Raw genomic sequence first — 24,177 nt, 5'->3', positions numbered from 1 at the left:
ATCGGACATCGACCTTCGACAGCCGCGGACCCGACACGGCAATTCCCACACACCACACGTAACCCGCGACGCGCCGATAGCCTGGACGCGCAGCAGCAGCAATCGCGTCGGAGAGGACCACCATGACCGTGTCAGCCGAAACCGAGACCGCGACCACCCCAACCAATCTCGGCTTCGGTGTCGATGTCGGTGGCTCAGGCATCAAGGGCGGCGTCGTCGACCTCGACACTGGTGTCCTCGTGGGTGAGCGATTCAAGGTCCTCACCCCACAGCCGGCCACCCCCGAGGCGGTCGCGGGTGGGGTCGCCGAGGTCGTGGCCCACTTCGACTGGACCGGCCCGGTCGGCATCACCCTGCCCGGTGTCGTCACCGGCGGCGTCATGCGCACCGCCGCCAACATCGACAAGAGCTGGATCGGCACCGCCGTCGACGAGTTGTTCGGCTCGCGGCTCGGTGGCGTGCCGGTGTCGGTGCTCAACGACGCCGACGCCGCAGGCATGGCCGAAGACGCACACGGGGCGGGCAAGGATGTCGACGGGGTCGTCATGATGCTGACGTTCGGCACCGGCATCGGATCGGCGATCCTGATCAACGGCACGCTCGTACCGAATACCGAGCTCGGCCACCTACACGTCGGCAAGAAAGAAGCCGAGCACATCGCCGCCTCCCGCGTGAAGGAGGACAAGGGCTGGTCGTACGCCAAATGGACCGAGAAGGTGTCCGAGGTACTGAGCACCTACGAGGCGCTGTTCTGGCCGACGCTGTTCATCGCCGGCGGCGGTATCAGCCGCAAGGCCGACAAATGGATTCCACTGCTGACCAACTCCACGCCGGTCGTCCCCGCGAAACTCGCGAACACGGCCGGTATCGTCGGCGCCGCGATGGCGGTGTCGCAGGGGCTGCGAACCTGACCCGGCGACCGGTCCGAGAGCCGGTGAACTGGGCTTTGGTAGTTCGACGCAGGTGATGTCGTTACAATGGTCCTCATCGGTGCACATCGCCGACAAACCAAGCCCTCATCCGCGGTGGCCCGTGCCGCCGTGACGTGCGCCCGGCAAGGGTGTGCAGTTGAAGAAGTCTGTTCCGAAAGGTTGTACGTGGCAGCCACCCAGACCCGTCAGGAAGACACCGAGGTCGACGAGACGACCGCAGGGTCAGCCGGCAGTTCGAGCGACAAGGCTCCTGCCAAACGAACCGCCAAGAAGGCCGCCAAAAAGGCCCCCGCCAAAAAGGTGGCCAAGAAGGCTGCCAAGAAGGCTCCGGCGAAGAAAGCGGCCAAGAAGGCCACCGCCAAGGCCGGTGTCGACGATCCCGATACCGAGCCCGACGACGGCCCCGACTCGATCGACGACATCGACGGCCCCGACGCCGAACTCGACGATGTGAAGATCGACGATCTCGACGTCGATGACGACGACGAGGACGACACCTCGTCCGACGACGATGACGAGGATGACGACGAGGACGAGGCCGACGAGGCGGACGCCAAGCCCACCGCGAAGACCGCCGCGCCCGCCAAGAAGGCCGACGCCAAATCCGACGCCAAGGACGGCGAGAAGTCCGCAGGCGATTTCGTCTGGGACGAGGAGGAGTCCGAGGCACTGCGGCAGGCCCGCAAGGATGCGGAGCTGACCGCGTCGGCCGACTCGGTCCGCGCCTACCTCAAGCAGATCGGCAAGGTCGCCCTGCTGAACGCGGAGGAGGAGGTCGAACTCGCCAAGCGCATCGAGGCCGGCCTGTTCGCCACCGAGCGTCTGCGTCGGATGATGGAGTCCGGCGAGAAGATCAGCACCGCCGCCAAACGCGACCTCAACTGGATCTCCCGGGACGGCAATCGCGCCAAGAACCACCTGCTGGAGGCCAACCTCCGCCTGGTGGTCTCGCTGGCCAAGCGCTACACCGGCCGCGGTATGGCGTTCCTGGACCTCATCCAGGAGGGCAACCTCGGTCTGATCCGCGCGGTGGAGAAGTTCGACTACACCAAGGGCTACAAGTTCTCGACCTACGCGACGTGGTGGATCCGTCAGGCGATCACCCGCGCGATGGCAGACCAAGCCCGCACCATCCGTATCCCGGTGCACATGGTCGAGGTGATCAACAAGCTCGGTCGTATCCAGCGTGAACTCCTGCAGGACCTGGGCCGCGAGCCCACTCCGGAAGAGCTCGCCAAGGAGATGGACATCACGCCGGAGAAGGTGCTGGAGATCCAGCAGTACGCGCGTGAACCGATCTCGCTCGACCAGACCATCGGTGACGAGGGCGACAGCCAGCTCGGCGACTTCATCGAGGATTCCGAGGCGGTCGTCGCGGTCGACGCGGTGAGCTTCACGCTGCTGCAGGATCAGCTGCAGTCGGTGCTGGAGACCCTGTCCGAGCGCGAGGCCGGCGTGGTCCGATTGCGCTTCGGTCTGACCGATGGGCAGCCGCGCACCCTAGATGAGATCGGTCAGGTCTACGGCGTGACCCGGGAACGGATCCGTCAGATCGAATCGAAGACGATGTCGAAGCTGCGCCATCCGTCGCGCTCCCAGGTGCTGCGCGACTACCTCGATTAGTCGCGAGCTGAGTTCATCCGCGCCCCGGCGACCGTTCCTCGGTCTCCGGGGCGCGTCTCGTCTGGCGGTCGGGACCGATCAGAGCGTGACGGGCGCGAAGAGTCCGTCGCCGTCGGTGCGGTATCGACGGACCCCGACGACGGCCGACCTCGGCAGCGGCCCGTACAGGTGCGGGAAACGCATCGCCGCGGGGTCGCCCGGAACTCCCGGCTCCCACCGGATCTCGTCGGACACACGTCTCGTGTCGATGATGAGCAGGATCAGATCGGTGCGTCCGGCGTAGAGCCGATTGGCCGGCAGGTGTACCTGGCGCGGTGCGGACAGATGGATGAAGCCGACGCCACCGAGGGATTCGGGGGTGTAGGTCTCCCCTGTCGTCGCCCATTCCCGCTCGCCGCATACATGCAGCAGATACCGCTCGTCGCTCTGATCATCGCTCTGGTCGTCGCCGTGCATCTGACGATTCTGCCCCGCGGCGGCGACCTGTGTTAACGGTGAGTGACGACACACCGATACCAAGGGCGGAACAATACGAAGGGCCCGAACGTCTGACATGGTGAAGGTGTCACATCGCCCGGATGTGCCGGCTCAGCGAAGGAACGGTGTCCACTACGGATATCGGACCGGGACGGAGGAATCATGACCGATATTGCAACTACTGCCACCACGGCCCCGATCTCCATGCCCTTGACCGCCGCCGACCGCTGCGATCGTTGCGGCGCGGCTGCGAAGGTGCGTGCTCTCCTCCCCAAGGGCGGCGAGCTGCTCTTCTGCCGTCATCACTTCAACGAGCACGAGGCCCGGCTGGTCGAGCTCAGCGCGACCGTCGTGGAGTCCGCAGGCGAACTGGTGTAATCCCGCCCGACGTTGTCTACCGAGGAGGCCCGGCCGAACTGATCGGCCGGGCCTCCTTATATCTGCCTACTTCTACAGTGCAGGCGACGCCTCAGCGCCACTCACGCAACGCGCTGATCCGCTCCTTGAGCTGATCGGCGGTGGCGAGCGCGGTGGGCGGGCCACCGAGCCGGCTGCGCAGTTCGTTGTGCACCAGGCCGTGCGGCTTCCCGGTGCGCTGGTGATGCATGGCCACCAGGGTGTTCAGTTCGCGACGTAGGGCGTGCAGGTTCTCACCGGTGCCGACGCGGCCGGGTTCGGTGGAAGCCGGGGCGGGTGCAGGCGCCGAACGAGTCGTCACCTGCTCGTCTTGCCGTTTACGCAGCAGTGCGCGCACCTGGTCGGCGTCCAACAGTCCGGGAAGACCGAGATAGTCCTCCTCCTCGGCGCTTCCGGCGAAGGTCGCGGTGCCGAAGGACGACCCGTCGAAGATCACCTGGTCGAGTTCGGCGTCCGCGTGCAGGGACTGGAATCCGCGCTCCTCCTCACCGGGCTCGTCCTTCTGCTTGTTGGCGTCGATGAGCAGCGCGTCGTCGAGTCCGTCGCTCTCCCGGTGCGGTTTGCCGAGAACATGGTCGCGTTCGGTCTCCATCTGGCTGGCCAGGTCCAGCAGGACCGGAACCGAGGGCAGGAATACGCTCGCGGTCTCGCCGGGACGCCGCGACCGCACGAAACGGCCGATGGCCTGCGCGAAGAACAGCGGGGTCGACGAACTGGTCGCGTAGACACCGACGGCGAGCCGCGGTACGTCGACGCCCTCGGACACCATGCGGACCGCGACCATCCATTCGTCGTCGGAGGCGGAGAACTCGGCGATCCGCGACGACGCCTTCGGGTCGTCGGACAGGACGACGGTCGGATGTTTGCCGGTGATGGACTCGAGCAGTTCCGCATAGTCACGCGCGGTGGTCTGGTCGGTGGCGATCACCAGGCCGCCCGCGTCGGGCACCCCCGACTTGCGGAGCTGACCGAGCCGGGTGTGAGCAGCGGCCAGCACGGCCGGAATCCAGTCACCGTGTGGATCGAGGGCGGTACGCCAGGCCCGCGCCGTATGTTCGGCCGACAGCGGTTCGCCCAGGCGAGCGGTGAACTCCTCGCCCGCACTGGTTCGCCAGCTCGCCTGCCCGGAATAGGCCAGGAACACCACCGGACGCACGACGCCGTCCTTGAGCGCGTTGGCATAGCCGTAGGTGTGGTCTGCCTTGGATCGCTGGTTGCCGCCGGGTTCGGGTTCGTAGGTGACGAACGGGATCGGCGAGTCGTCGGAGCGGAAGGGGGTTCCGGTCAGGGCCAGTCGCCGCGTCGCGTCGTCGAAGGCCTCACGGATGGCCTCACCCCACGACTTGGCGTCACCGCCGTGGTGGATCTCATCGAGGATGACCAGCGTCCGCCGATTCTCGGTGCGCACCCGATGGCGGGAGGGATGGGCGGCGATCTGCGCATAGGTGATGACCACGCCGTGATAGTCCGAGCTCGTCTGACCGGCGGCGTTGCTGAACCGCGAATCCAGGGAGATACCGACCCGCGCGGCCGCCTCGGCCCACTGATGTTTGAGATGTTCGGTCGGGGCGACCACGGTGATCTGCTCGACGGTGCGATCGTCGAGCAGTTCCCGGGCGACCCGCAGGCCGAAGGTCGTCTTACCCGCACCCGGGGTCGCCACCGCGAGGAAGTCACGCGGCTTCTGCGTCAGGTATTTGGTGAGGGCACGGCGCTGCCAGGCTCGCAGCGGTGGGCCGGCGGCCAGGCGGGCCTCGGTCGGGTCCTCGGACATGGACGACGGATCGTGAGACGACGGACCCGGGATTGCTGCAGAAGTGTCTGCGGACGTCACCTGTGTACTGCTCCTGCCTGCGCTCAGCACACCCCGGGAAGTTCGTCACGGCCTCGACGGCCGACACCGGTATCGCGGTCCGGGGCATAAAACCACCTCCCGCCCATGCGATGGACATGGCGAGAGGTACGGGCCGATTCTACCGCCGAGCGCGCGCCGCGCCCCCATCGGCGGTGTGCCCTGCGCGTGTCGTGGGACAACTCACCCGCGACGCTCGGATCGGCTCGCGGCGCGACACACCCGGCGCGAACAGAGGGCCGGAATACACATTGGCGATGTCGATCAGGGATGCTGAAGGGTATAGCCGGTAGAGATCGAAACCCCGCACCGCTGGCCGACGACGATCCGTCGCCGGTGGGTCGAACACGTCCGGCCCGTGATCGGGGGCCGACGCCGACGACACCGCGCGTCCAGACTCTGCGTACCTCGCCGACCGAGCCGATTCGACGCCGGGCGGCTCGGCCCCCGACGACCAGCCCACCCCCGACGGACACCGGGTCCCCGATGACCACGGCTCCCGGTACCGCGTCGGGGCGTGCGGACCGCCCCGCGCAACCGGACCCGCCCGGCCACGACGATCCGCTCGACACCCCCGACGTTCCGCCGACGTTGCCGGTGCTGCCGAATCTGCATCGCCTGGTGTGGCGCACCATCGTCAACGCGTGGAATCACGGGATCGTCGGCTGGGCCGCGCAGGCCGCGTTCTGGCAGGTTCTGTCGTTGCCGCCGCTGCTGCTGGGACTCCTGGGCAGTGTCGGGTACGTCGCAGGCTGGTTCGGCCCCGACACCGTCGACGTGATCTATGACCGGATCATCGCCTTCGCCAACCGAACCTTCTCCGACAGCGTGGTCACCGACCTCATCACCCCCACAGTCGACAACGTCCTCAACCGTGGTCGTGTCGGACTGGTGTCGCTTGGTTTCGTCCTGTCGCTCTGGGCGGGATCGTCGGCGGTGTCGTGTTTCATCGCCTCGATCGTGCGCGCCCACGAGCAGCATGAGATTCGCAATCCGGTGTGGCAGCGGATCTTCGCGCTGCTCCTCTACATCGTGTTCCTGTTCGTGGCGGTACTGCTGCTTCCCTTGGTTGCGCTGGGACCGAAGTATCTGCACGAGATCGTGCCGGACTCGTGGGATCCGATCATCACCACGCTGATCGACTTCGGCTACTTCCCGTTCGTCACCCTGCTGATGCTGTTGGTGTTGACGACGCTGTACCACCTGGCGCTACCGAATCCGTTGCCCTGGCATCGGCTGGTCGGCGGGGCCGTGCTGGCCGGGGTGGTGTTCTGGATCGCCGGCTATGTGCTGCGGATCTATCTGACCGCGGTGACCCGAGCCGACTACTCCTACGGGGCGTTGGCCACCCCGATCGCATTCCTGTTGTTCGCATTCTTCCTCGGTTTCGCCATCGTGCTGGGCGCCGAGTTCAATGCCGCCGTGCAGACGATGTGGCCGGCGAAGGCGTCGACGACCACGCAGGTCCGCGAGTGGGTCAATTCGCAGACGTCCGACCTGACCGGTCAGATCCGTGGACTCCCCGACCGATTGTCGTCGGGTCCGATCCGCCGGACCCGGCAGAACCAGCCCGACGACGATCGAACGGGCGGGGATCGAACGGGCGGGGATCGAACGGGCGGGGATCGAACGGGCGGGGATCGAACGGGCGGGGATCGAACGGGCGGGGAATGAGCTCGCTCAGCCCTTACGCATCCGCGAGTAGATCTTCTTGCACTTCGGGCAGACCGGCGACCCGGGTTTCGCCGACTTGGTGACCGGGAAGGTCTCTCCACAGAGGGCGACGACGAAGTTGCCCATCACCGCACTCTCGGCGATCTTGTCCTTCTTGACGTAGTGGAAGAACTTGGGGGTGCCGTCGTCGCCGCCGTCGGTGGCGTCGGCGTCGGGGCGTTCGTCGGTCTTGGTGTCGGAGTACTCATCGAGGTCCGGACGTTCGATGGTTTCGGTTGCCATGGGACCATTGTGCGCCACCGATGCCGGGCTGCCCAACTACCGGCGGGCCCAGGTGCGGGCGCACCTGGTGGGCGAGCGCGATGGTGCACCCGTCCCGCGAAAGTGGGATGGTGGAAAGAGACGTAAACGGCGTGACGGGATGGCGATCAACTGATGAGTGACGGCGCGACACACGGGTTCTTCACCCCTCGTGACGACCGCGACCGGGCAACCTCCGACCGTGCGGGGTCCGAGCATGTCGGCACCAGTCGTTCCGAATCCTCCGGTCGTTCTGAGTCCGGTCGTTCTGAGTCCGGTCGTTCTGAGTCCGGTCGTTCTGAGTCCGGTCGTTCTGAGTCACCGTCAGGGGCCGAGGCCTTCCTCATCACCGACGCGCCCGAGTCCTTCGAGGCACAGCACCGAGCCCGGGTCCGCAAGTACCTGACACTGATGGCGTTCCGGGTTCCCGCACTGATCATCGCCGGAATCGTCTACTCCGCCACCGGTAATGGCCTGCTCGCGCTGGCAATCGTGGCGCTGTCCATCCCGCTGCCGTGGGTGGCGGTGCTGATCGCCAACGACCGCCCACCGCGCAAGCGCGGAATGACGCCCAGCTATCTGCACGGCCCGGACCACTCGGTGATCGGGCCACCCCAGCTCGACGACCGGTCCACCCAGCCGGCCGAACCAGAGAGTCGCGGCGCCGAACCGAGAACCATCGACTCGCACACCGTCGACCCCGACGACGAGGACCGCTGGGGCAGGCGCTGAGCCGTATCCGGCTCTCCTCGCCTCGATAGCCGCACGGTGCCGCGGCGACCGACATCTCAGCAACTTCTCAGCCCTGGCAGGCAACCACGCCGGTAATCATGCTGGTCAGCCGGTACCCGTCGAGGTTTACCGGCGCGGGCCCGCGGGAACTTTCCTCCTCATCGATGCGTTGAACCCGGTGAACGCACTCATTCCAGGAGGCCGTATGTCACGCTCGACAGTTGCTCAATCGACCACCGCACGTTCGACCACCGCACGTTCGACCACCGCACGTTCGACCACCCGCTCCACCACGACCGCCGACGCCTTCGCCGATGAGCCGACGACGCGCTCTCGCCCGGCACTGACCGAGCAGGATCTCGACGCCCAGTCGCCGGCTGCGGACCTGGTCCGCGTCTACCTGAACGGCATCGGACGTACCGCCCTGCTCAACGCCGAACAGGAGGTCGAGCTGGCCAAGCAGATCGAGGCCGGCCTGTACGCCAAGCATGTCCTGGAAACCCGCAAGCGCCTGTCCGCGGTCAAGAAGCGCGACCTCGCCGTCGTGATCCGCGAGGGTGAAGCGGCCCGCGCGCATCTCCTCGAGGCGAACCTACGTCTAGTCGTGTCGCTGGCCAAGCGATACACCGGGCGGGGTATGCCGCTGCTCGATCTGATCCAGGAGGGCAACCTGGGCCTCATCCGCGCCATGGAGAAGTTCGACTATGCGAAGGGCTTCAAGTTCTCCACCTACGCGACCTGGTGGATCCGGCAGGCCATCACGCGCGGCATGGCCGACCAGAGCCGCACCATCCGCCTGCCCGTCCACCTCGTCGAGCAGGTCAACAAGCTGGCCCGGATCAAGCGCGAACTGCATCAGCAGCTCGGCCGCGAGGCGACCGACGAGGAACTGGCCAACGAGTCGGGGATCCCGGCAGCCAAGATCGCCGATCTGCTCGACCACAGCCGTGACCCGGTGAGCCTGGACATGCCGGTCGGTTCCGACGAGGAGGCGCCGCTCGGTGACTTCATCGAGGACGCCGAGGCCACCTCTGCCGAGAGCGCCGTGATCGCAGGTCTGATGCACAGCGATGTGCGCGCGGTGCTCGCGACCCTCGACGAACGCGAACACCAGGTCATCCGGATGCGCTACGGCCTCGACGACGGGCAGCCTCGCACCCTCGACCAGATCGGTCGGATGTTCGGGCTGTCGCGCGAACGCGTCCGTCAGATCGAGCGTGAGGTGATGGGCAAGCTGCGGCAGGGTGACCGCGCCGAACGGCTGCGCGCCTACGCGAGCTGATCACCCACGCGACTAACCCAGTCGTCTCGGTCCGGTGTCCACCTTGGTGGGCACCGGACCGATGCGTATCAGCGTGTTGAGCACCGATGCCCCGTCTGCCGACGCCAGGATCGGGTCACACAGCACCTCCCGAACCTCCGGGATGTCGTCGACCAGCGTCGAGATGCGTTGCAGGAGATCGATGAGCGCCGACTTGTCGACCGGTGGCTCACCGCCGTAGCCGGACAGCAACGCCGCCGACCGTGGTTCCTCGATGAGTTCGGCCGCGTCGAGTTCGGACAGCGGGATGGCCCGGTAACCGTGGTCACCCAACAGTTCGAAGGTGCGCCCGGACAGTCCGAAGGACACCACCGACCCGAACGACGGGTCGTCGCTGACCCGGATCACTGTGCCCACTCCCTTCGGCGCCATCTTCTGCACGTGCAGGGTTTCGTCACCGGTGAGTGCGGCCAGTTCGGCGAAGGCGGTGATCACCGCGGTCGCGTCGGGCAGGTCGAGCCGGGCGCCCTCCCGATCGAGACGTCCGCGCCACTCCGCCGACGTCGCCTTCACCGCGACCGGGAACCCGAGGTCATGGGCCGCCGCCGACGCCTCATGCATGGTGGTCACCTCGCGGAAGGGCACCACCGCAATCCCGTACCAGGACAGCAGCTGTGCCGAGGCGACCTGGCCGAGGACCCGGGCCTCCGATGCCAGCGCTTCGCGGACATACATCCGCGCGGCCTCCGGGTCGGTGCCCGGCGGACGGCCGATCGTCGTCTCCGGACGCTGACGCCAGCGCGCATACTGCCAGGCCCGTGCCAACGCCGACGCCGCGCGCTCGGGGCTGCCGTAGGACGGGATCGATCCGCGTTCGGGCAGACCGTTGGCGCCGGGTTTCTGCAGACCGGGCGGGATGCCCTCGACGGCGAGGAAGGTCGTCACGATCGGTTTGGCGCCGTCGGCGTCGGGCGAGTTGGCGGCGGCCATCAGAGCACGGGCGTGCCAATCGGCGTCGACGGCGACCGGCGGCACGAAGACCACCAGGATCGAGTCGACGGCCGGATCGGCCATCGCGTCGCCCACGGCGTTCTCGAACTCTGCCTCCGAGGCACCGGCGCCGAGGTCGATGGTGCCGACGACCTCGAGCCCGCCGATGCGCGCGGTGTCGGCGGCCAGGCTGCCCAGCACCGACGAGTTGCCGATGATGCGCACCCGCGGTCCGCGCGGGATCGGCTGGTAGGCGAACAGTGTTGCACAGTCGAACAATTCGGGGATGGTGTCGACCTGGATCACCCCGGCCTGTTCGAGCACCATCCGGGCGATCTGGTCGTCGAGGCTCGCCGCGGCCGACCGCGCCGCCCGCACCGGGGTGATCGCGCCGGTGCCGGATTTCACCGCGACGATCGGCTTGGACCTCGACACCCGGCGGGCGATTCGCGAGAATTTGCGCGGGTTGCCGAATGTCTCCAGGTAGAGCAGTACCACGTCGGTGGCGACGTCGGTGTCCCAGTATTGCAGCAGGTCGTTGCCGGAGACGTCGGCGCGGTTACCCGCCGACACAAAGGTGGACAGACCGATCTGACGGCGGGCGGCGGTGTCGAGGATGGCGATGCCCAGCGCACCGGATTGACAGAAGAAGCCGACCCGGCCGGCCGGGGGGATCCGCGGTGCCAAAGTCGCGTTCAACGCGATCCCCGAATCATTGTTGGCCACCCCCAGAGCATTGGGGCCGACCAACCGCATGCCGTGTTCACGGACCTGTTCGACGAGCCGGTGTTCCTCTTCGAGTCCGGCCGCACCGCTGTCACCGAACCCCGACGACACCACGACCAGGGTCCGCACCCCTTTCGCCAAACAGTCGTCGAGGACCGCGCCGACCCGCTGGGCGGGCACTGCGACGACGGCCAGATCGACGGGATCGGGGATGTCGCGCACCGTCTCGTAGGCACGGATCCCGCGCACCGACGGCGGCCGTTCGCGGGTACGGCGGGCCGACGGGGATACGGGTGCGTGCTGTGCGACGCCGACGACAGGGTGCTCGACGGCATCCTCGTCGGCGGGGTTGGCGTGTCCTGGACCGTTGACCGGGAACACCGGACCGGTGAAGCCGCCCGCAATGATGTTGGACAGCAGCGTGTTGCCGACCTTCTTCGGGTCGGTGGAGGCACCGATGACTGCCACCGAGGTCGGCCGCAGAAGATTCGCCACGCTGCGTGCCTCGGAAGCGCGTTCGCGACCGTTGCGGACCGACAGGAGCGCCTCGGTCGGGTCGATCAGGAATTCGACGTGCACGGTGGAGCCGTCGAAGCTGCGGGACAGTTGATACCCGGCATCCCGGAACACCGCGACCATATTCGGGTTCTCGCTGAGCACCTCGGCCTCGAATCGAACGAAACCGTTCTCCGCGGCCGCTCCCGCCAGATGTTCGAGCAGGATCGGTCCCAGTCCGCGGCCCTGATGCTCGTCGGCCACCACGAAGGCCACCTCGGCCGAATCGGGTTTGCCGTCGGCGCCCAGTCCCTCATAGAGGCCGACGGCGATGATGTCACCGCCGAGTACCGCCACGATCGCGACCCGGCTCTGATGATCGACCGTCGTCATCCGCGCGACCTCGCGCGGCGGGAGCGTCGGCGTCGGCCCGAAGTAGCGCATATAGCGGGTGCGTTCGGAAAGTTTCTCGTGGAAGGCGACGATCCGGTCGGCATCGTCGGGCACGATCGGCCGAAGATGCACCACACCGCCGTCGGAGGCGAGAACATCGGCGATCCAGTGACGCGGATAGTCCCACGGGCCCCGCGCCGAGGGCTGATCGGCGGCTGGTGAGTCCGCGCCGGCCTGCGTTGTCGAGTCAGTCACGCGGGTCCTCCGGATCGAGTCCGTGCAGTGGATAGAGAGCACGCCGCGTCGCCTGGATGGCACGATCGGTCTGCCGTTGGGCTGATTCGGTGATGCCCTCAGGTGGCGCCTGCCCGGTGTCGCCGTCCCAGGCACGGTAGTCGACGTCGCCGCCGTCCCCCATCACCGTGACCGGTGGGCGGGCATAGTCCGAATGGACTTGTTTGGCGATCTGTTCTGCTGTCGCACACCATGTCTCGTCGATCGGGGTGGCCGGATCGACGTCCCGGTCGAGCGCTACACCGAGCAGGTGGGTCCAGGCGCGCGGCACCACGTCGACCACGCCGTATCCCCCGCCGCCGACCGCGATCCACTTGCCGTCGCAGTATTTGTCGGCCAGATCGCGCATCGCGATCATGGCGGCCCGCTGCCCCTCGACGGTGAGGGCGAGGTCGGTCAGCGGATCGGCCCGATGGGAATCGACGCCGCACTGGCTGATCAGGATCTGCGGCCGGTAGGCGGCCAGCAGAGACGGCACCACGGCGTGGAAGGCCCGCAACCACAGCCGGTCCGAGGTACCCGGCATCAGCGCAAGATTCGCCGCGGTACCCGCCGCGGCTCCCTGCCCGACTTCGGTGGGCCACCCGGTGCCGGGCCACAGGGTGGCCGGGTGCTGATGCAGCGACACCGTCAGCACCCGCGGATCGGCGGCGAACTCCGTCTCCACACCGTCACCGTGATGTGCGTCGATGTCGATGTAGGCGATCCGATCGAATCCGTGGTCGAGGAGCCAGTGGATGGCGACCGCGCAGTCGTTGTAGACACAGAACCCTGCCGCCCGCGACCGCATCGCGTGATGCATGCCGCCGCCGATGTTGACCGCGCGGTTCACCGATCCCGAGCCCACCGCCTGCACGGCGGCCAGAGTGCCGCCGACGAGCAGCCGGGCGGCCTCGTGCATCCCGTCGAAGACCGGATTGTCGTCGCTGCCGAGGCCGAAGAGACGTTCCAGCAGCGGACCCGACAGCGATGCCGTACCGGAACCGACAGCGCGGACGGCATCGATGTAGTCACGGCTGTGCACGACGGTGAGCGCGTCGTCGTCGATGGTGCGCGGCGGGGACAGTTCGACCCCGTCGAGCAATCCCAGACTCTGTGCCAGCGTCATCGTCAGCGCGAGCCGCACCGGATTCATCGGATGGGTGTGGGCCCACCGATAGGACAGAAATTCCTCGCTCCAGATGACCGTGGCACTCATCGGCGGCTCATTCGGCAGATCACCTTCTCAGGCTAGTGGGTGGGCCACCGGGAACGGTGCAGTTCGTCGTCCCACACGCCGGACCCGGCACGTCGGCACGTGGCCTTGCTCTGTCGCTGAACATCTTGCGGGCCAAGGTATCGTGGATGGCGACGAAAGGGACTGCGCACCGTGAACGATCTGGTCGACACCACCGAGATGTACTTGCGGACGATCTACGACCTCGAAGAAGAGGGCATCGTGCCGCTGCGGGCACGTATCGCCGAGCGGCTTGAACAGAGCGGTCCGACGGTTTCGCAGACCGTCGCCCGGATGGAACGTGACGGATTGCTGCGGGTCGCCGGCGATCGCCACCTCGAACTCACCGACAAGGGACGCGGACTCGCGATCGCCGTGATGCGCAAGCACCGCCTGGCCGAACGTCTGCTGGTCGACATCATCGGTATGCCCTGGGATGAGGTCCACGAGGAGGCCTGCCGCTGGGAGCACGTGATGAGCGAGAACGTCGAGCGTCGCCTGCTGCAGGTGCTGCAGAACCCGACGACCTCTCCCTACGGCAACCCCATCCCGGGGCTGGAGGCCCTGGGTGCGGCCCCCGCCGCCGAGGGCGACGGCGCGACCCGGCTCGCCGACCTTCCGCAGGGCGATCGGATCGCGGTGATCGTGCGGCGGCTCTCCGAGCACGCCCAATCCGACACCGAGCTGATCGCCGCCCTGCGCGAGGCCGGTGTGGTGCCCAACGCCCGCGTGACGGTGTCGCACACCCCCGGCTCGGTCACCATCCACACCCCCGGCCACGACGGACTCGATCTGTCGGCCGAGATGGCCCATTCGCTGTTCGTCGAGAAGATCTGACGGAATCATCCTCCGTCGCCCGATGCCCAGCTCGCCCTGCGCAGCGTCGGGCGCGGTAGCGTCTGGCCGAGTTCTTCGGCGATCCGGTAACAGTTTGAGACGGTCGTCCACAAGATCGCCGGGCGCAACCCGGTCCGCAGTGCGTCATCGAGCAAGTGGGCCATCGACCAGGTGGGATCGGCGCTGAGCGCGATGTCCAGAGCCACCCCGGCGTAGGCGCCCTCTCCGCGAATGTAGTGCAGGTGTGCCAGCAGGGTGGCTGCGCTGGCCCGACCCGAACCGGTGAGCCGACGGGTCAGCTGACGCCACAGTTTCTCGGCGTTGTCGCGATCGTCGTTCACCGCCAGGGCCATGGCAGCATCTCGGACCCGGAGTTCGGTGATGGCCCGGTCAAGTTCGGCGAGCGTCGCACAATCCAGCCGACGGCGCGGGCGCCGCACCGAATCAACTACGGTGGCAAACAGTTCCGCGCTGTCGACGACCGATCCGTCGGTCCCGTCGACGGATGCGTGATGGCGACATCCCGGGTCGGCGCAGCCCGGTTCGGGGGCCAGCATCTCGGCGATCTCCTCGCGCCGGCGCAGCAGTGGACGCCCGTGGACGACCGCGACGGCCACCGCGGTCGGACAGGACCACGGATCCTCGAGGATCCCGACGGTCATCTCCGATCGCGCGTCCCGACCTTCGGCAATCACCGGCCAGATCGCCGACCACGGTGCGCCCGAGGCGAATTCGCCGACGACGAACCCACGACAAACCCCGGCCTGCGCGGCGAGGAGACGGTCGGCGACCGCCATCACCCGGCGATACCGCGCGTCATCCGGCGGGTAGCGGTCGTCGGCTATGACCACCACGATCTGCGCGGGGACGTAGTCGGCGCAGATGGCACCGAGGTGATCGAGGACGCCGATGAGTTCGGTGGTCGGGCGCCCGTCCGGGGTGAGTGCCAGGTCGTGGCGCATGGTTGCCTCGACGGTGTGCTCGGCACCGCAGACGAGGACGATGATCGAACGCTCCGGGACGAATCCGAGGAGCGCAGGCACCGCGGTGAGCAGTGCGCCCGGATCAGCGGAAAAGGGTGTGCGTCTGGACATGACGTCATCGTGCCGCCGCGCACCCGGCCATTCGACGACAAGGCATCGGCACACCCGAGTTGTCCCCGACCGAAATTGTGTGCACAGCCCGGCTTCTCGCCCAGCGATGAGGTCACCGAGGCCGTGTCACCGGCGCGATCACCCGAAGGCCGCGGCGACCGCCTTGGTGAACAGTGCGTCGAGGTCGGCACCCGCTTCCGGCGTCACCGGCTCGGCGCCCGGACGGCGATAGTCGACGTAGATCCGCACATCGTCGCGCTGCGCGATGAGGGTCAGCGTGCTGGTGACCATCTCGGCCCCAGGACCACCGGTGGTGATCGTGCGGGCGATCGCCATCGTCTGCACGCCCTCGGGGGCCGGCGGGGCCGGTTGCTCGGTGACGGCTACCTGCGACAGCGTGGTCGTATATGTGGGACACCGCCGAACCCGCTCGGCCACGGCGTCCAGTGACTCATCGGCGTAGGCGATAGCTGCGGTGAGCGTGCTGCGGTCCGCGCGGCCCGGGCCCAGGATCGCGTAGGCGCCCGCGCTGTCGATCGGCGCGGGCGCGCAACCCGGCGGCGTCACCGCGGCCCCGGGGGCGGATGCGCGTCCGATCACGTCGGCCAGCGCGTCCCCGACCGCCGGCGGCGGGATCGGCGCCGCAGCCCCGCTGCCGAAGTCCGCGGCCGTCAGCCCACGCGGCGCCAGGTCGGGCCGACCGGCGACGGCGTCACCGTCCACCGAGCACGCACCAACGAGGACACACGCGCCCAGCACGGTGATCAACGACAGCCAACGACGAAGCTCCACAACCGACAACTGTGCCAAACATCGCCATCGGCGCCCGTACCGACACGCACGGATGCACGGTGCGCGGGGACGTGGGAATCCCTCGACCCCTACCTGTGTTGTAGAGGGCGCGACGACACCGCAGGCACCCGTGTCACCAGGGCGGCTGTCGTTGCGGGGGTGTGATGGGCGACAATTGGAAGAGATATGCGGCCCGTCAGGGCCGGAGCCGCCACCCGCAGCACACGAGCAGCAGAAGGAGGGGTTGGCCATGGACGGACGTCCCGAGCGCGACAGTGCCCTGTACGAACTCGCTTTCCCGGCGCCGCGGCTCTCCGGTGACGGCACCGGACCGGTGCTGATCCACGCACTCGAAGGGTTCGCCGACGCCGGCCACGCGGTCGCACTGGCCGCGACCCACCTTCGCGACAGCCTCGACTCGGAGATCCTCGCGACGTTCTCCTCGGATGAGCTGATGGATTACCGGTCCCGTCGGCCGACGATCTCGTTCAACGGCGAGACCTTCACCGATGTGGAGATGCCCGCGCTGACCATCCACGCCGTCCGCGACAACGCGGGCACCGCTTTCCTGCTGCTGTCCGGGGCCGAACCGGATCTTCGCTGGGAACAGTTCGTCGACGCCGTACGCCGGCTCGCCGATCGTCTCGGCGTCACCGACGTCGTCGGCTTGAACGCCATCCCGATGGCGGTGCCGCACACGCGTCCGCCGTCGATCACCGCACACGGATCCGACCCCGATGCGCTCGGCGACCTGCCGCGCTGGGGTTCGGCGATGAAGCTGCCCGCCAGTGCGTCGATGCTGCTCGAACTGCGAATGGCCGAACACGATTACCGCGCCGCCGGGCTGTCGGTGCATGTTCCCCACTACCTGGCACAGGCGAACTATCCTGCGGCGTCGCTGCGGCTGCTGTCGGCGGTCTCCGAGCTGACCGGCCTCGACTTTCCGCTGGCCGCACTGGAGAGTTCGGCGGAGAAGGTCCGCGCCCAGATCGACAACGAGGTATCCGGGAACTCTGAGATCGAGTCGGTGGTCGCGGCGCTGGAAACCCAGTACGACACCTTCACCCAGGCGCAGGCCGAACGGGCGTCGCTGCTCGCCGCGGAGGATTCTCTGCCCAGCGGCGACGAGTTGGGTGCCGAACTGGAACGCTTCCTCGCCGAGCATGCCGAGCGCAACGAGTCGGCAGCCGCCGCGGACGACCCGTCGGCTCCTGCGGAGGGCGGCAACCCCGACGACTCCGGTATCGGCCCCGACGAGCCACACGACGACGGTGAAGAGGGTCCGCGATCGGCGATCTGATCCTCGAACCGACCGCGGATGAGGACGCCGCCTTCGAGCGGTTCACGCAGTGGTATGCCGACCGCGGCATCGCACTCTACGAGCACCAGGAGAACGCTCTCCTCGAGCTGATCTCCGGCAATCACGTCATCCTCGCCACCCCGACCGGGTCGGGTAAGTCGCTGGTCGCCGCGGGCGCCATCCATTTCGCGCGCTGCCGCGGGGTGCGGGCGTACTACACGGCCCCGATCAAGGCGCTGGTCAGCGAGAAGTTCTTCGACCTGTGCGCCCTGTTCGGCGCCGATCAGGTCGGACTGCTCACCGGCGACGCGGCCGTCAACCCCGACGCCCCGATCGTCTGCGCCACCGCCGAGATCGTCGCCAACCTGGCCCTCGCCGACGGACCCGACAGCGACATCGGCGTGCTGGTCGCCGACGAGTTCCACTACTACGGCGAATCCGACCGCGGCTGGGCCTGGCAGGTCCCGCTGATCGAGTTGCCCGACACCCAGTTCCTGCTGATGTCGGCGACGCTGGGCGACGTGTCCTTCTTCGTCGACGACCTGCGGGAGCGCACGGGCCGGACCACCTCGGCGATCATCGGAACCCATCGACCGGTCCCGCTGGAACACACCTACGCGATGACCCCGATCCACGAGACCATCGAGGATCTCATCTCTCGCGGGCGCGCACCGGTCTACATCGTGCATTTCACCCAGGCCGCCGCCGTCGAACGGGCCCAGGCACTCCTGTCGGCGAAGATCGCCGACAAACAGCAGCGGGCCGCGATCGCCGATGCGATCGGCGATTTCCGGTTCCACACCGGCTTCGGTAACACGCTGTCGAAGTTGCTGCGGGCGGGCATCGGCGTCCATCACGCCGGTATGCTGCCGCGCTATCGTCGGCTCGTGGAACGTCTTGCCCAGCAAGGCCTTCTCCAGGTCATCGCGGGCACCGACACCCTCGGTGTCGGCATCAACGTGCCGATCCGGACCGTGCTGTTCGCGGGACTCTCGAAGTACGACGGCAAACGGGTGCGGCGCCTGCGTGCCCGCGAGTTCCACCAGATCGCCGGCCGCGCCGGACGCGCCGGCTTCGATACCGTCGGCTATGTGGTGGCGCAAGCACCCGAACACGATGTCGACAACGCGCGCGCGGTCGCCAAGGCAGGCGACGACCCCAAGAAGCTCCGCAAGATCGTGCGCAAGAAGCCACCCGAGGGATTTGTCTCCTGGGGAGAGCAGACCTTCACCCAGCTGATCGACGCCCCGGACGAGCCGCTCCGATCCCATTTCCGGATCACCACGGCGATGTTGCTCGAAGTCCTGACCCGCCCGGGCGACTGTTTCGTGGCGCTGCGTCACTTACTCGAAGCCAATCACGAGCCGCGCAACCGGCAGCTGCGTCACATCCGACACACCATCGAGCTCTATCGCGGCCTCCGCGAGGCGGGCATCGTGATCCAGCTACCCGAACCCGACGAGTTCGGCCGGAACGTGACCTTCAGCGTCGATCTGCCGGAGAACTTCGCGCTGACCAACCCGCTGTCGGCATTCGCGCTGGCCACCTTCGAACTTCTCGACGCCGAATCGGCAACGTACGCACTCGATGTGGTGTCGGTCCTGGAGTCGACGCTCGACGACCCGCGACCGCTGCTGCTGGCCCAGCGCAAAGTCGCACGCGACGCGGCGATCGCGGAGATGAAGGCCGACGGAATCGAGTACGAGGAACGGATGGCCCGGCTGGAGGAGGTCACCTGGCCGCAGCCGCTGCTCGACGAGATCACCTTCGCCTTCGAGGTCTATCGACGGAGTCACCCGTGGGTGGCAGGCACCCCACCCAGCCCCAAGTCGGTGCTGCGCGAGATGCTGGAGAAGGCGATGACCTTCACCGAACTCGTCTCCGTCTATGGACTCGCCCGCAGCGAAGGCGTGCTGCTGCGCTACCTCTCGGACTGCTATCGCGTACTGCGCCAGGGCATACCGACCTCTGCGGTGACCGACGAGATCGCCACTATCATCGAGAACCTCGGCACCATGGTGCGCGATGTCGACTCCAGCCTGGTCGACGAGTGGGAGGCACTGGCCGCCGCAGACAACGAACCCACCGGCACCGAACCGACAGGCACCGAACCCACGGATTAGGCCCGGACCGCCCGGACCGTCCCGGTCTCTGCGACGACACCGGCGATGATCTGTGCGAGTTCCCGGTAGGCCGACTCACGTCGGGCCGAGCGACGGAACACCAGACCGATCCGACGGCCCGGACGCGGCGTCGTGAAGGTGGCGGTCGCCAATCCCCCGCCGGCCGTCTCGGATGCGACCGCGGTCTGTGGAATGAGCGTCACCCCGAGTCCCCCTTCGACGCAGTGCACCGCGGTGGTCAGCGAGGCGGCACGGGTGTGACCCAGGTCGGGCCGGACCCCGGCCAGTCGGCACACCTCCAGCGCCTGATCCCGAAGGCAGTGACCTTCGTCCAGGAGGAGCAGCGGTAGGTCGGCCAGCGACGCCGGATCCACCCGACGGCGACCGGCGAACGGATGATCCGACGGTAGCGCGAGCACGAAATCCTCGTCGTACATGGGAATCTCGACCGTCCCGGGAATCTCGGCGGGCAAGGCCAGAACGGCGACATCGATGGCGCCCTCCCGTAGCTGGGTCGTCAGGCGCGCGGTCTGGTCCTCGACGACCCGCAGGCTCAGTTCGGGTCGGGTCCGCGCGAGTCCACGCAACACGGTGGGCAGGATATAGGGCGCGACCGTCGGGATGAGACCGAGACGGAGCACCCCGGACAACGAGTCGTCGATCCCGCCCGCGTCCGCGACGAACATGTCGACCTCCTCCACGATCGCCGCGGCCCGCGGCAGCAGGCGTTCTCCGTCGGGAGTCAACAGGACACGCCGGGTGGTGCGTTCGATGAGCGTGACGCCCAGGCCCTTCTCCAGCGCGGCCAGCGCTTGCGACAACGACGGCTGCGAAACCCCCAGATCGGTTGCCGCAGTCCCGAAATGATGCCGTCTGGCGAGTGCGACGAAGGCGCGTAGGCCGGCCAGGGAGGGCTGATAAGTTTTATCGACCATGCTTATCAGTGTAGTGCTAATCATCACGTTTCGCTTTTACCGACTGTGAGGCAGAATGGTACTCGTCAGTAACAAGTCTGCGATTTCGCGCACCTTCGTCCCATACTCATCCATATTCAAGGAGCGAAAACCCATGGCATTGCTCACAATCGGTGATCAGTTCCCCGCATACAACCTCACCGCCGTGATCGGTGGCGACCTCTCCAAGGTCGACGCCAAGCAGCCCGACGACTACTTCACCACCATCTCCTCCGATGATCACCCGGGACAGTGGCGCATCGTCTTCTTCTGGCCCAAGGACTTCACCTTCGTGTGCCCGACCGAGATCGCCGCATTCGGCAAGCTCAACGACGAGTTCGCCGATCGGGATGCGCAGGTGCTCGGCGCGTCGGTCGACAACGAGTTCGTGCACTTCCAGTGGCGCGCCCAGCATGAGGACCTCAAGACCCTCCCGTTCCCCATGCTCTCCGACCTCAAGCGTGAACTTGCCACCGCGGCAGGCGTTCTCAACGCAGATGGGGTGGCCGATCGCGCCACCTTCATCATCGACCCGAACAACGAGATCCAGTTCGTGTCGGTGACCGCAGGTTCGGTCGGACGCAACGTGGACGAGGTGCTTCGCGTGCTCGACGCGCTGCAGTCCGACGAACTGTGCGCCTGCAACTGGCGCAAGGGCGACCCGACCATCGACGCAGGCGAACTGCTGACCGCGAGCGTTTAGGAGAACGACGACGATGAGTATCGACAACCTCAAAGAGGCCCTGCCCGAGTACGCCAAGGACCTCAAGCTGAACCTCGGCTCCATCAGCCGCACCACCGTCCTCAACGAGGAGCAACTCTGGGGCACCCTGCTCTCCACGGCCGCGGCGACCCGAAATGCCAAGGTGCTGACCGAGATCGCCGACGAAGCCGCCGACATCCTCAGTGAGCAGGCGTACAACTCCGCGCTCGGCGCGGCGTCCATCATGGGCATGAACAATGTGTTCTACCGCGGCCGCGGCTTCCTCGACGGCAAGTACGACGACCTTCGCCCCGGTCTGCGGATGAACATCATCGGCAACCCCGGTGTGGACAAAGCCCTGTTCGAGCTGTGGTCCTTCGCCGTGTCATCGATCAACGGCTGCGGTCACTGCGTCGCCGCCCACGAGAACACACTGCGCGAAGCGGGCGTCGACCGCGAGGCAATCCTCGAATCACTCAAGGTCGCCTCGATCGTCGCCGGTGTCGCACAGGCACTTGCGACCACCGAGGTCCTGGCCCGGGCCTGAGCTGCCTCGGCACACATACCGGCACCGACGACGGCCCGTCCCGCCCACGCGGGACGGGCCGTCGTCGCAGTTGTCGCATATCCGGTGGACATTCGCATGTCGACCCCGGCCGAAGGCTCTCGTACGGCCATCGGGGTGAGACACTGAGACGATCGCGTCCACCCTCGGGACGCCACACGAGAGGATCACCTGGTGAACAACCCCTACGATCCACAGGGTCCGCAGTGGAACCAGGGCAATCAGGGCAACCCATACGGCGGCCCAGGCCCGCAACAATCGGGTCCCCCTCCCCGCGACCAGCCACCGGCCGGTGATCCTTTCGGAGAGACCCAGGCCCGCCCCATCCCGCCCGGCAACCCGTATGGGCCGCCTGCCGGCGGAAACCAGTACGGGCCACCCCCGCAGCCCGGGAACCAGTACGGCAACGGCCCCTACGGGAACAATCCGTACGGCGCACCTGGCTATTCCGATCCCGCAGCCGCCTACGGCGCTCCCCAGGCGTCGGAGAAGACGAACGGCCTGGCCATCGCCGCGCTGATCGCCGCCTTCATCGTCGCCCCGATCGGTATCGTCCTGGGCCACTTCTCATTGTCGGAGATCAAACGCAACCGGGAAGGCGGCGGCCCGATCGCGGTGTCCGCGCTCGTCGTCGGCTACCTGTTCACCGCCGTCGCCATCGTCGGTCTGGTGTTGTGGCTCATCCCGGGCAGTCCGTTCAATTCCGACGACGACGACTCGAACGAGGCGTCCGGACCGGGAAGCTCGCAGACCACCGACCCGTCGAAACCGTCGACGCCCGAGAGCGATGCGACATATTCGTATCCGTCGTCCTACTCGTACCCGAGCTACTCGACCCCGTCGTACTCGTATCCGTCGTCGACCTATTCCTATCCGCGATCCACGTCGACCGGCGTCGGCGAGACCACGCCGCCCGGGTATTCCCCCGATCCGTCGGATCCGATCGCCAACACCATCCGGACGACGGACACCGGCGCATGTGTCAACCGACAGGCCGAGGGGTCGCGACTGACCTCGTTCAGCCGGGTCCCGTGTACATCGGGAGCCACCGATCGCGTCTACCTGCGCACCACCAGCACGTCATCCTGCGGTGAGGACTGGGTGCAGGCCCCCGCGTCGAGCTACTACTCGCAGACGGTCGTGCTCTGCCTGACCCCACTCAACCGCTGATCAGCTGCGCGCCGCCCCGGTGAGGGCGGCGTGCAGCCGCTCGGCCAGCTCCCCGACCTCGCCGGTGGACATCACGAAGGCCGGCGAGATCTGCAACGCACCCTGACCGGCGGCACGGCTGCTGACTCCGTATTCACGCAGCTTGGCAACCATCGGGAGGCCCTGCGCCGGATCGGCCAGTTGTACCGCGCTCACCGCGCCGAGTCCGGTGCGGACCTCGGCGACCGCGTCGAGGTCGGCGAGCGGCGCGAGCGCCCGCGCAAGATCGCCTTCGAGACGGGTGGCCTCGGCCAGCAGACCCTCACGTTCGATGATGTCCAGGTTGGCCATCGCGGCGGCCGCCGCCCCGGCATGACCGCCGTACGTATATCCGTGACGCCACCAGACGCCGCCCCGGTAAAACGGCTCCGCGACCCGGGGCGCGACGAAGACCGCACCCATCGGCACGTATCCGGAGGTCAGGCCCTTGGCGGTGGTGATCATGTCCGGCGCGAGGTCGAAACGGGACGAGGCGAACCAACTATCGCCGCCGATCCGGCCAAAACCGGTCACGACCTCGTCCGCGACGAACAGGACATCATGGTCGCGGCAGATCGCGCGCACCTCGGCGAGATATCCCTCCGGCGGCAGGTAGACGCCGCCCGCACCGATGATCGGTTCGCAGAAGAAGGCCGCGATCCGGTCGGCACCGATCCGTTCGATGAGTCCGAGCAGACTCTTCGCGTTGTCCCACTCCACCGTCTCGGTGGTCGACATCAGCTCGCCGTAACCCTCGCGGTTGGGTTCGATGCCGGCCAGCGCCGTCCCGGCGACGTGCATGCCGTGGTAGGCCTTGGTCCGGCCGACGATGATCTCCTTCTCCGGACGGCCCTGCTCGTGCCAGTAACGTCGGGCGAGTTTCGCCGCGGTATCCACCGAATCGCTACCACCCGAGGTGAAGAAGATCTTGCTGTCCGGTACCGGCGCGATCGAGGCAAGGCGGTCGGCGAGTTCGAGGGTCACATCGCTGGTGAAATCACCGAACCCGGAAAAGTGCGCCAGCCGCCCCAGCTGATCGGCGACCGCGTCGGCGATCTCCCGGCGGCCGTGCCCCACGTTCGTGAACCACAGGCCGGCCGTCGCGTCGAGATAGCGATTGCCGTCACGGTCGTAGACGTACACCCCCTCACCGCGGGTGAGAACGAACGGACCGGTCGAGGTGACCGCTCCCATATCGGCGAAACCGTGCCACAGCGAACCACTCATGCCAGCCATCATG

Annotated in this window: 21 protein-coding genes; 12 read left to right on the top strand and 9 right to left on the bottom strand. The window is 67.3% G+C overall.

What is annotated here, in order from left to right:
• The first annotated feature begins 122 nt into the window (after positions 1 to 122).
• Both ppgK and QSJ18_RS06485 read left to right on the top strand, forming a co-directional pair.
• Positions 123 to 911, top strand: a complete 789-nt coding sequence (gene ppgK, locus QSJ18_RS06490; RefSeq protein WP_286325478.1) for a polyphosphate--glucose phosphotransferase — start codon at positions 123 to 125, stop codon at positions 909 to 911.
• A 66-nt stretch (positions 912 to 977) separates the two neighbouring features.
• Entirely contained in the window at positions 978 to 2,555 is a 1,578-nt protein-coding gene (locus QSJ18_RS06485) for an RNA polymerase sigma factor (protein WP_286325477.1), read from the top strand.
• A 78-nt stretch (positions 2,556 to 2,633) separates the two neighbouring features.
• Here the strand turns inward: QSJ18_RS06485 and QSJ18_RS06480 are convergent, their stop codons facing one another.
• On the bottom strand, positions 2,634 to 3,011 hold the full coding sequence (locus QSJ18_RS06480; protein WP_286325476.1) for a DUF952 domain-containing protein: 378 nt from the start codon (positions 3,009 to 3,011) through the stop codon (positions 2,634 to 2,636).
• 183 nt (positions 3,012 to 3,194) lie between these two features.
• On the opposite strand from QSJ18_RS06480, the gene QSJ18_RS06475 reads away from it, so the two are divergent.
• Positions 3,195 to 3,410, top strand: coding sequence for a DUF7455 domain-containing protein (locus QSJ18_RS06475; RefSeq protein ID WP_286325475.1), 216 nt, complete (start codon positions 3,195 to 3,197; stop codon positions 3,408 to 3,410).
• Between the two features lie 91 nt (positions 3,411 to 3,501).
• Here QSJ18_RS06475 and QSJ18_RS06470 read toward each other — a convergent pair whose 3' ends face one another.
• The gene (locus QSJ18_RS06470) at positions 3,502 to 5,223 is read right to left on the bottom strand and encodes a DEAD/DEAH box helicase (RefSeq protein ID WP_286325474.1); all 1,722 of its coding nucleotides are present in this window, start codon (positions 5,221 to 5,223) and stop codon (positions 3,502 to 3,504) included.
• Between the two features lie 564 nt (positions 5,224 to 5,787).
• On the opposite strand from QSJ18_RS06470, the gene QSJ18_RS06465 reads away from it, so the two are divergent.
• Positions 5,788 to 6,975 carry a YihY/virulence factor BrkB family protein gene (locus QSJ18_RS06465; protein ID WP_286325473.1) on the top strand — a complete coding sequence of 396 codons (1,188 nt, stop codon included), beginning with the start codon at positions 5,788 to 5,790 and terminating at the stop codon, positions 6,973 to 6,975.
• A gap of 6 nt (positions 6,976 to 6,981) precedes the next feature.
• Here the strand turns inward: QSJ18_RS06465 and QSJ18_RS06460 are convergent, their stop codons facing one another.
• The gene (locus QSJ18_RS06460) at positions 6,982 to 7,257 is read right to left on the bottom strand and encodes a DUF3039 domain-containing protein (RefSeq protein WP_286325472.1); all 276 of its coding nucleotides are present in this window, start codon (positions 7,255 to 7,257) and stop codon (positions 6,982 to 6,984) included.
• Between the two features lie 363 nt (positions 7,258 to 7,620).
• Between QSJ18_RS06460 and QSJ18_RS06455 the strand changes: the two genes are divergently transcribed.
• Positions 7,621 to 8,007 (top strand): DUF3099 domain-containing protein, encoded by a 387-nt coding sequence (locus QSJ18_RS06455; RefSeq protein ID WP_286325561.1) that lies wholly within the window; start codon positions 7,621 to 7,623, stop codon positions 8,005 to 8,007.
• Between the two features lie 205 nt (positions 8,008 to 8,212).
• Positions 8,213 to 9,289, top strand: a complete 1,077-nt coding sequence (locus QSJ18_RS06450; protein WP_286325471.1) for a sigma-70 family RNA polymerase sigma factor — start codon at positions 8,213 to 8,215, stop codon at positions 9,287 to 9,289.
• A gap of 12 nt (positions 9,290 to 9,301) precedes the next feature.
• Here the strand turns inward: QSJ18_RS06450 and QSJ18_RS06445 are convergent, their stop codons facing one another.
• A complete protein-coding gene (locus tag QSJ18_RS06445) occupies positions 9,302 to 12,127 on the bottom strand; it encodes a bifunctional acetate--CoA ligase family protein/GNAT family N-acetyltransferase (protein ID WP_286325470.1) in 2,826 nt (941 codons plus the stop codon).
• Positions 12,120 to 13,364, bottom strand: coding sequence for an acetoin utilization protein AcuC (locus QSJ18_RS06440; RefSeq protein WP_286325469.1), 1,245 nt, complete (start codon positions 13,362 to 13,364; stop codon positions 12,120 to 12,122). The genes QSJ18_RS06445 and QSJ18_RS06440 overlap by 8 nt, the downstream gene beginning before the upstream one ends.
• A 171-nt stretch (positions 13,365 to 13,535) precedes the next feature.
• Here QSJ18_RS06440 and QSJ18_RS06435 point away from each other — a divergent pair, with 171 nt between their 5' ends.
• Entirely contained in the window at positions 13,536 to 14,219 is a 684-nt protein-coding gene (locus QSJ18_RS06435; RefSeq protein WP_286325468.1) for a metal-dependent transcriptional regulator, read from the top strand.
• A gap of 5 nt (positions 14,220 to 14,224) precedes the next feature.
• Here QSJ18_RS06435 and QSJ18_RS06430 read toward each other — a convergent pair whose 3' ends face one another.
• Both QSJ18_RS06430 and QSJ18_RS06425 read right to left on the bottom strand, forming a co-directional pair.
• A complete protein-coding gene (locus tag QSJ18_RS06430; protein WP_286325467.1) occupies positions 14,225 to 15,313 on the bottom strand; it encodes a DUF4192 domain-containing protein in 1,089 nt (362 codons plus the stop codon).
• 138 nt (positions 15,314 to 15,451) lie between these two features.
• Positions 15,452 to 16,105 (bottom strand): hypothetical protein, encoded by a 654-nt coding sequence (locus tag QSJ18_RS06425; protein ID WP_286325466.1) that lies wholly within the window; start codon positions 16,103 to 16,105, stop codon positions 15,452 to 15,454.
• Positions 16,106 to 16,355: 250 nt separating this feature from the next.
• Between QSJ18_RS06425 and QSJ18_RS06420 the strand changes: the two genes are divergently transcribed.
• Together QSJ18_RS06420 and QSJ18_RS06415 are read left to right on the top strand one after the other, a co-directional pair.
• A complete protein-coding gene (locus QSJ18_RS06420) occupies positions 16,356 to 17,405 on the top strand; it encodes a PAC2 family protein (protein WP_286325465.1) in 1,050 nt (349 codons plus the stop codon).
• Positions 17,393 to 19,528, top strand: coding sequence for a DEAD/DEAH box helicase (locus tag QSJ18_RS06415; RefSeq protein ID WP_286325560.1), 2,136 nt, complete (start codon positions 17,393 to 17,395; stop codon positions 19,526 to 19,528). The genes QSJ18_RS06420 and QSJ18_RS06415 overlap by 13 nt, the downstream gene beginning before the upstream one ends.
• Here QSJ18_RS06415 and QSJ18_RS06410 read toward each other — a convergent pair.
• A complete protein-coding gene (locus QSJ18_RS06410) occupies positions 19,525 to 20,463 on the bottom strand; it encodes a hydrogen peroxide-inducible genes activator (RefSeq protein ID WP_286325464.1) in 939 nt (312 codons plus the stop codon). The genes QSJ18_RS06415 and QSJ18_RS06410 overlap by 4 nt on opposite strands.
• 133 nt (positions 20,464 to 20,596) lie before the next feature.
• Between QSJ18_RS06410 and QSJ18_RS06405 the strand changes: the two genes are divergently transcribed.
• The 3 genes from QSJ18_RS06405 (at position 20,597) to QSJ18_RS06395 (ending at position 22,919) form a co-directional block, all read left to right on the top strand.
• Positions 20,597 to 21,184, top strand: coding sequence for a peroxiredoxin (locus QSJ18_RS06405; protein WP_286325463.1), 588 nt, complete (start codon positions 20,597 to 20,599; stop codon positions 21,182 to 21,184).
• Positions 21,185 to 21,197: 13 nt separating this feature from the next.
• Entirely contained in the window at positions 21,198 to 21,731 is a 534-nt protein-coding gene (locus QSJ18_RS06400; RefSeq protein WP_286325462.1) for an alkyl hydroperoxide reductase, read from the top strand.
• Between the two features lie 192 nt (positions 21,732 to 21,923).
• A complete protein-coding gene (locus QSJ18_RS06395; protein WP_286325461.1) occupies positions 21,924 to 22,919 on the top strand; it encodes a DUF4190 domain-containing protein in 996 nt (331 codons plus the stop codon).
• Here the strand turns inward: QSJ18_RS06395 and QSJ18_RS06390 are convergent, their stop codons facing one another.
• Positions 22,920 to 24,164: an aminotransferase family protein gene (locus tag QSJ18_RS06390; protein ID WP_286325460.1), complete on the bottom strand. Its 1,245-nt coding sequence runs from the start codon at positions 24,162 to 24,164 to the stop codon at positions 22,920 to 22,922. It lies immediately after the preceding gene.
• Positions 24,165 to 24,177 lie beyond the last annotated feature (13 nt).

Origin of the sequence: Gordonia heveisoli (assembly GCF_030315745.1) — a bacterium.
Classification (GTDB): domain Bacteria; phylum Actinomycetota; class Actinomycetes; order Mycobacteriales; family Mycobacteriaceae; genus Gordonia.
Note: the sequence above shows the minus strand (reverse complement) of the source record. Positions and strands in the feature narration are given on the sequence as shown.

Coding starts and splice junctions, on each gene's coding strand:
- QSJ18_RS06465 (WP_286325473.1), top strand. CDS start 5,788: ATGACCACGGCTCCCGGTACCGCGTCGGGGCGTGCGGACCGCCCCGCG.
- QSJ18_RS06410 (WP_286325464.1), bottom strand. CDS start 20,463: ATGGTCGATAAAACTTATCAGCCCTCCCTGGCCGGCCTACGCGCCTTC.
- QSJ18_RS06485 (WP_286325477.1), top strand. CDS start 978: ATGGTCCTCATCGGTGCACATCGCCGACAAACCAAGCCCTCATCCGCG.
- QSJ18_RS06475 (WP_286325475.1), top strand. CDS start 3,195: ATGACCGATATTGCAACTACTGCCACCACGGCCCCGATCTCCATGCCC.
- QSJ18_RS06400 (WP_286325462.1), top strand. CDS start 21,198: ATGAGTATCGACAACCTCAAAGAGGCCCTGCCCGAGTACGCCAAGGAC.
- QSJ18_RS06460 (WP_286325472.1), bottom strand. CDS start 7,257: ATGGCAACCGAAACCATCGAACGTCCGGACCTCGATGAGTACTCCGAC.
- QSJ18_RS06390 (WP_286325460.1), bottom strand. CDS start 24,164: ATGAGTGGTTCGCTGTGGCACGGTTTCGCCGATATGGGAGCGGTCACC.
- ppgK (WP_286325478.1), top strand. CDS start 123: ATGACCGTGTCAGCCGAAACCGAGACCGCGACCACCCCAACCAATCTC.
- QSJ18_RS06480 (WP_286325476.1), bottom strand. CDS start 3,011: ATGCACGGCGACGACCAGAGCGATGATCAGAGCGACGAGCGGTATCTG.
- QSJ18_RS06440 (WP_286325469.1), bottom strand. CDS start 13,364: ATGAGTGCCACGGTCATCTGGAGCGAGGAATTTCTGTCCTATCGGTGG.
- QSJ18_RS06450 (WP_286325471.1), top strand. CDS start 8,213: ATGTCACGCTCGACAGTTGCTCAATCGACCACCGCACGTTCGACCACC.
- QSJ18_RS06420 (WP_286325465.1), top strand. CDS start 16,356: ATGGACGGACGTCCCGAGCGCGACAGTGCCCTGTACGAACTCGCTTTC.
- QSJ18_RS06430 (WP_286325467.1), bottom strand. CDS start 15,313: ATGTCCAGACGCACACCCTTTTCCGCTGATCCGGGCGCACTGCTCACC.
- QSJ18_RS06405 (WP_286325463.1), top strand. CDS start 20,597: ATGGCATTGCTCACAATCGGTGATCAGTTCCCCGCATACAACCTCACC.
- QSJ18_RS06470 (WP_286325474.1), bottom strand. CDS start 5,223: ATGTCCGAGGACCCGACCGAGGCCCGCCTGGCCGCCGGCCCACCGCTG.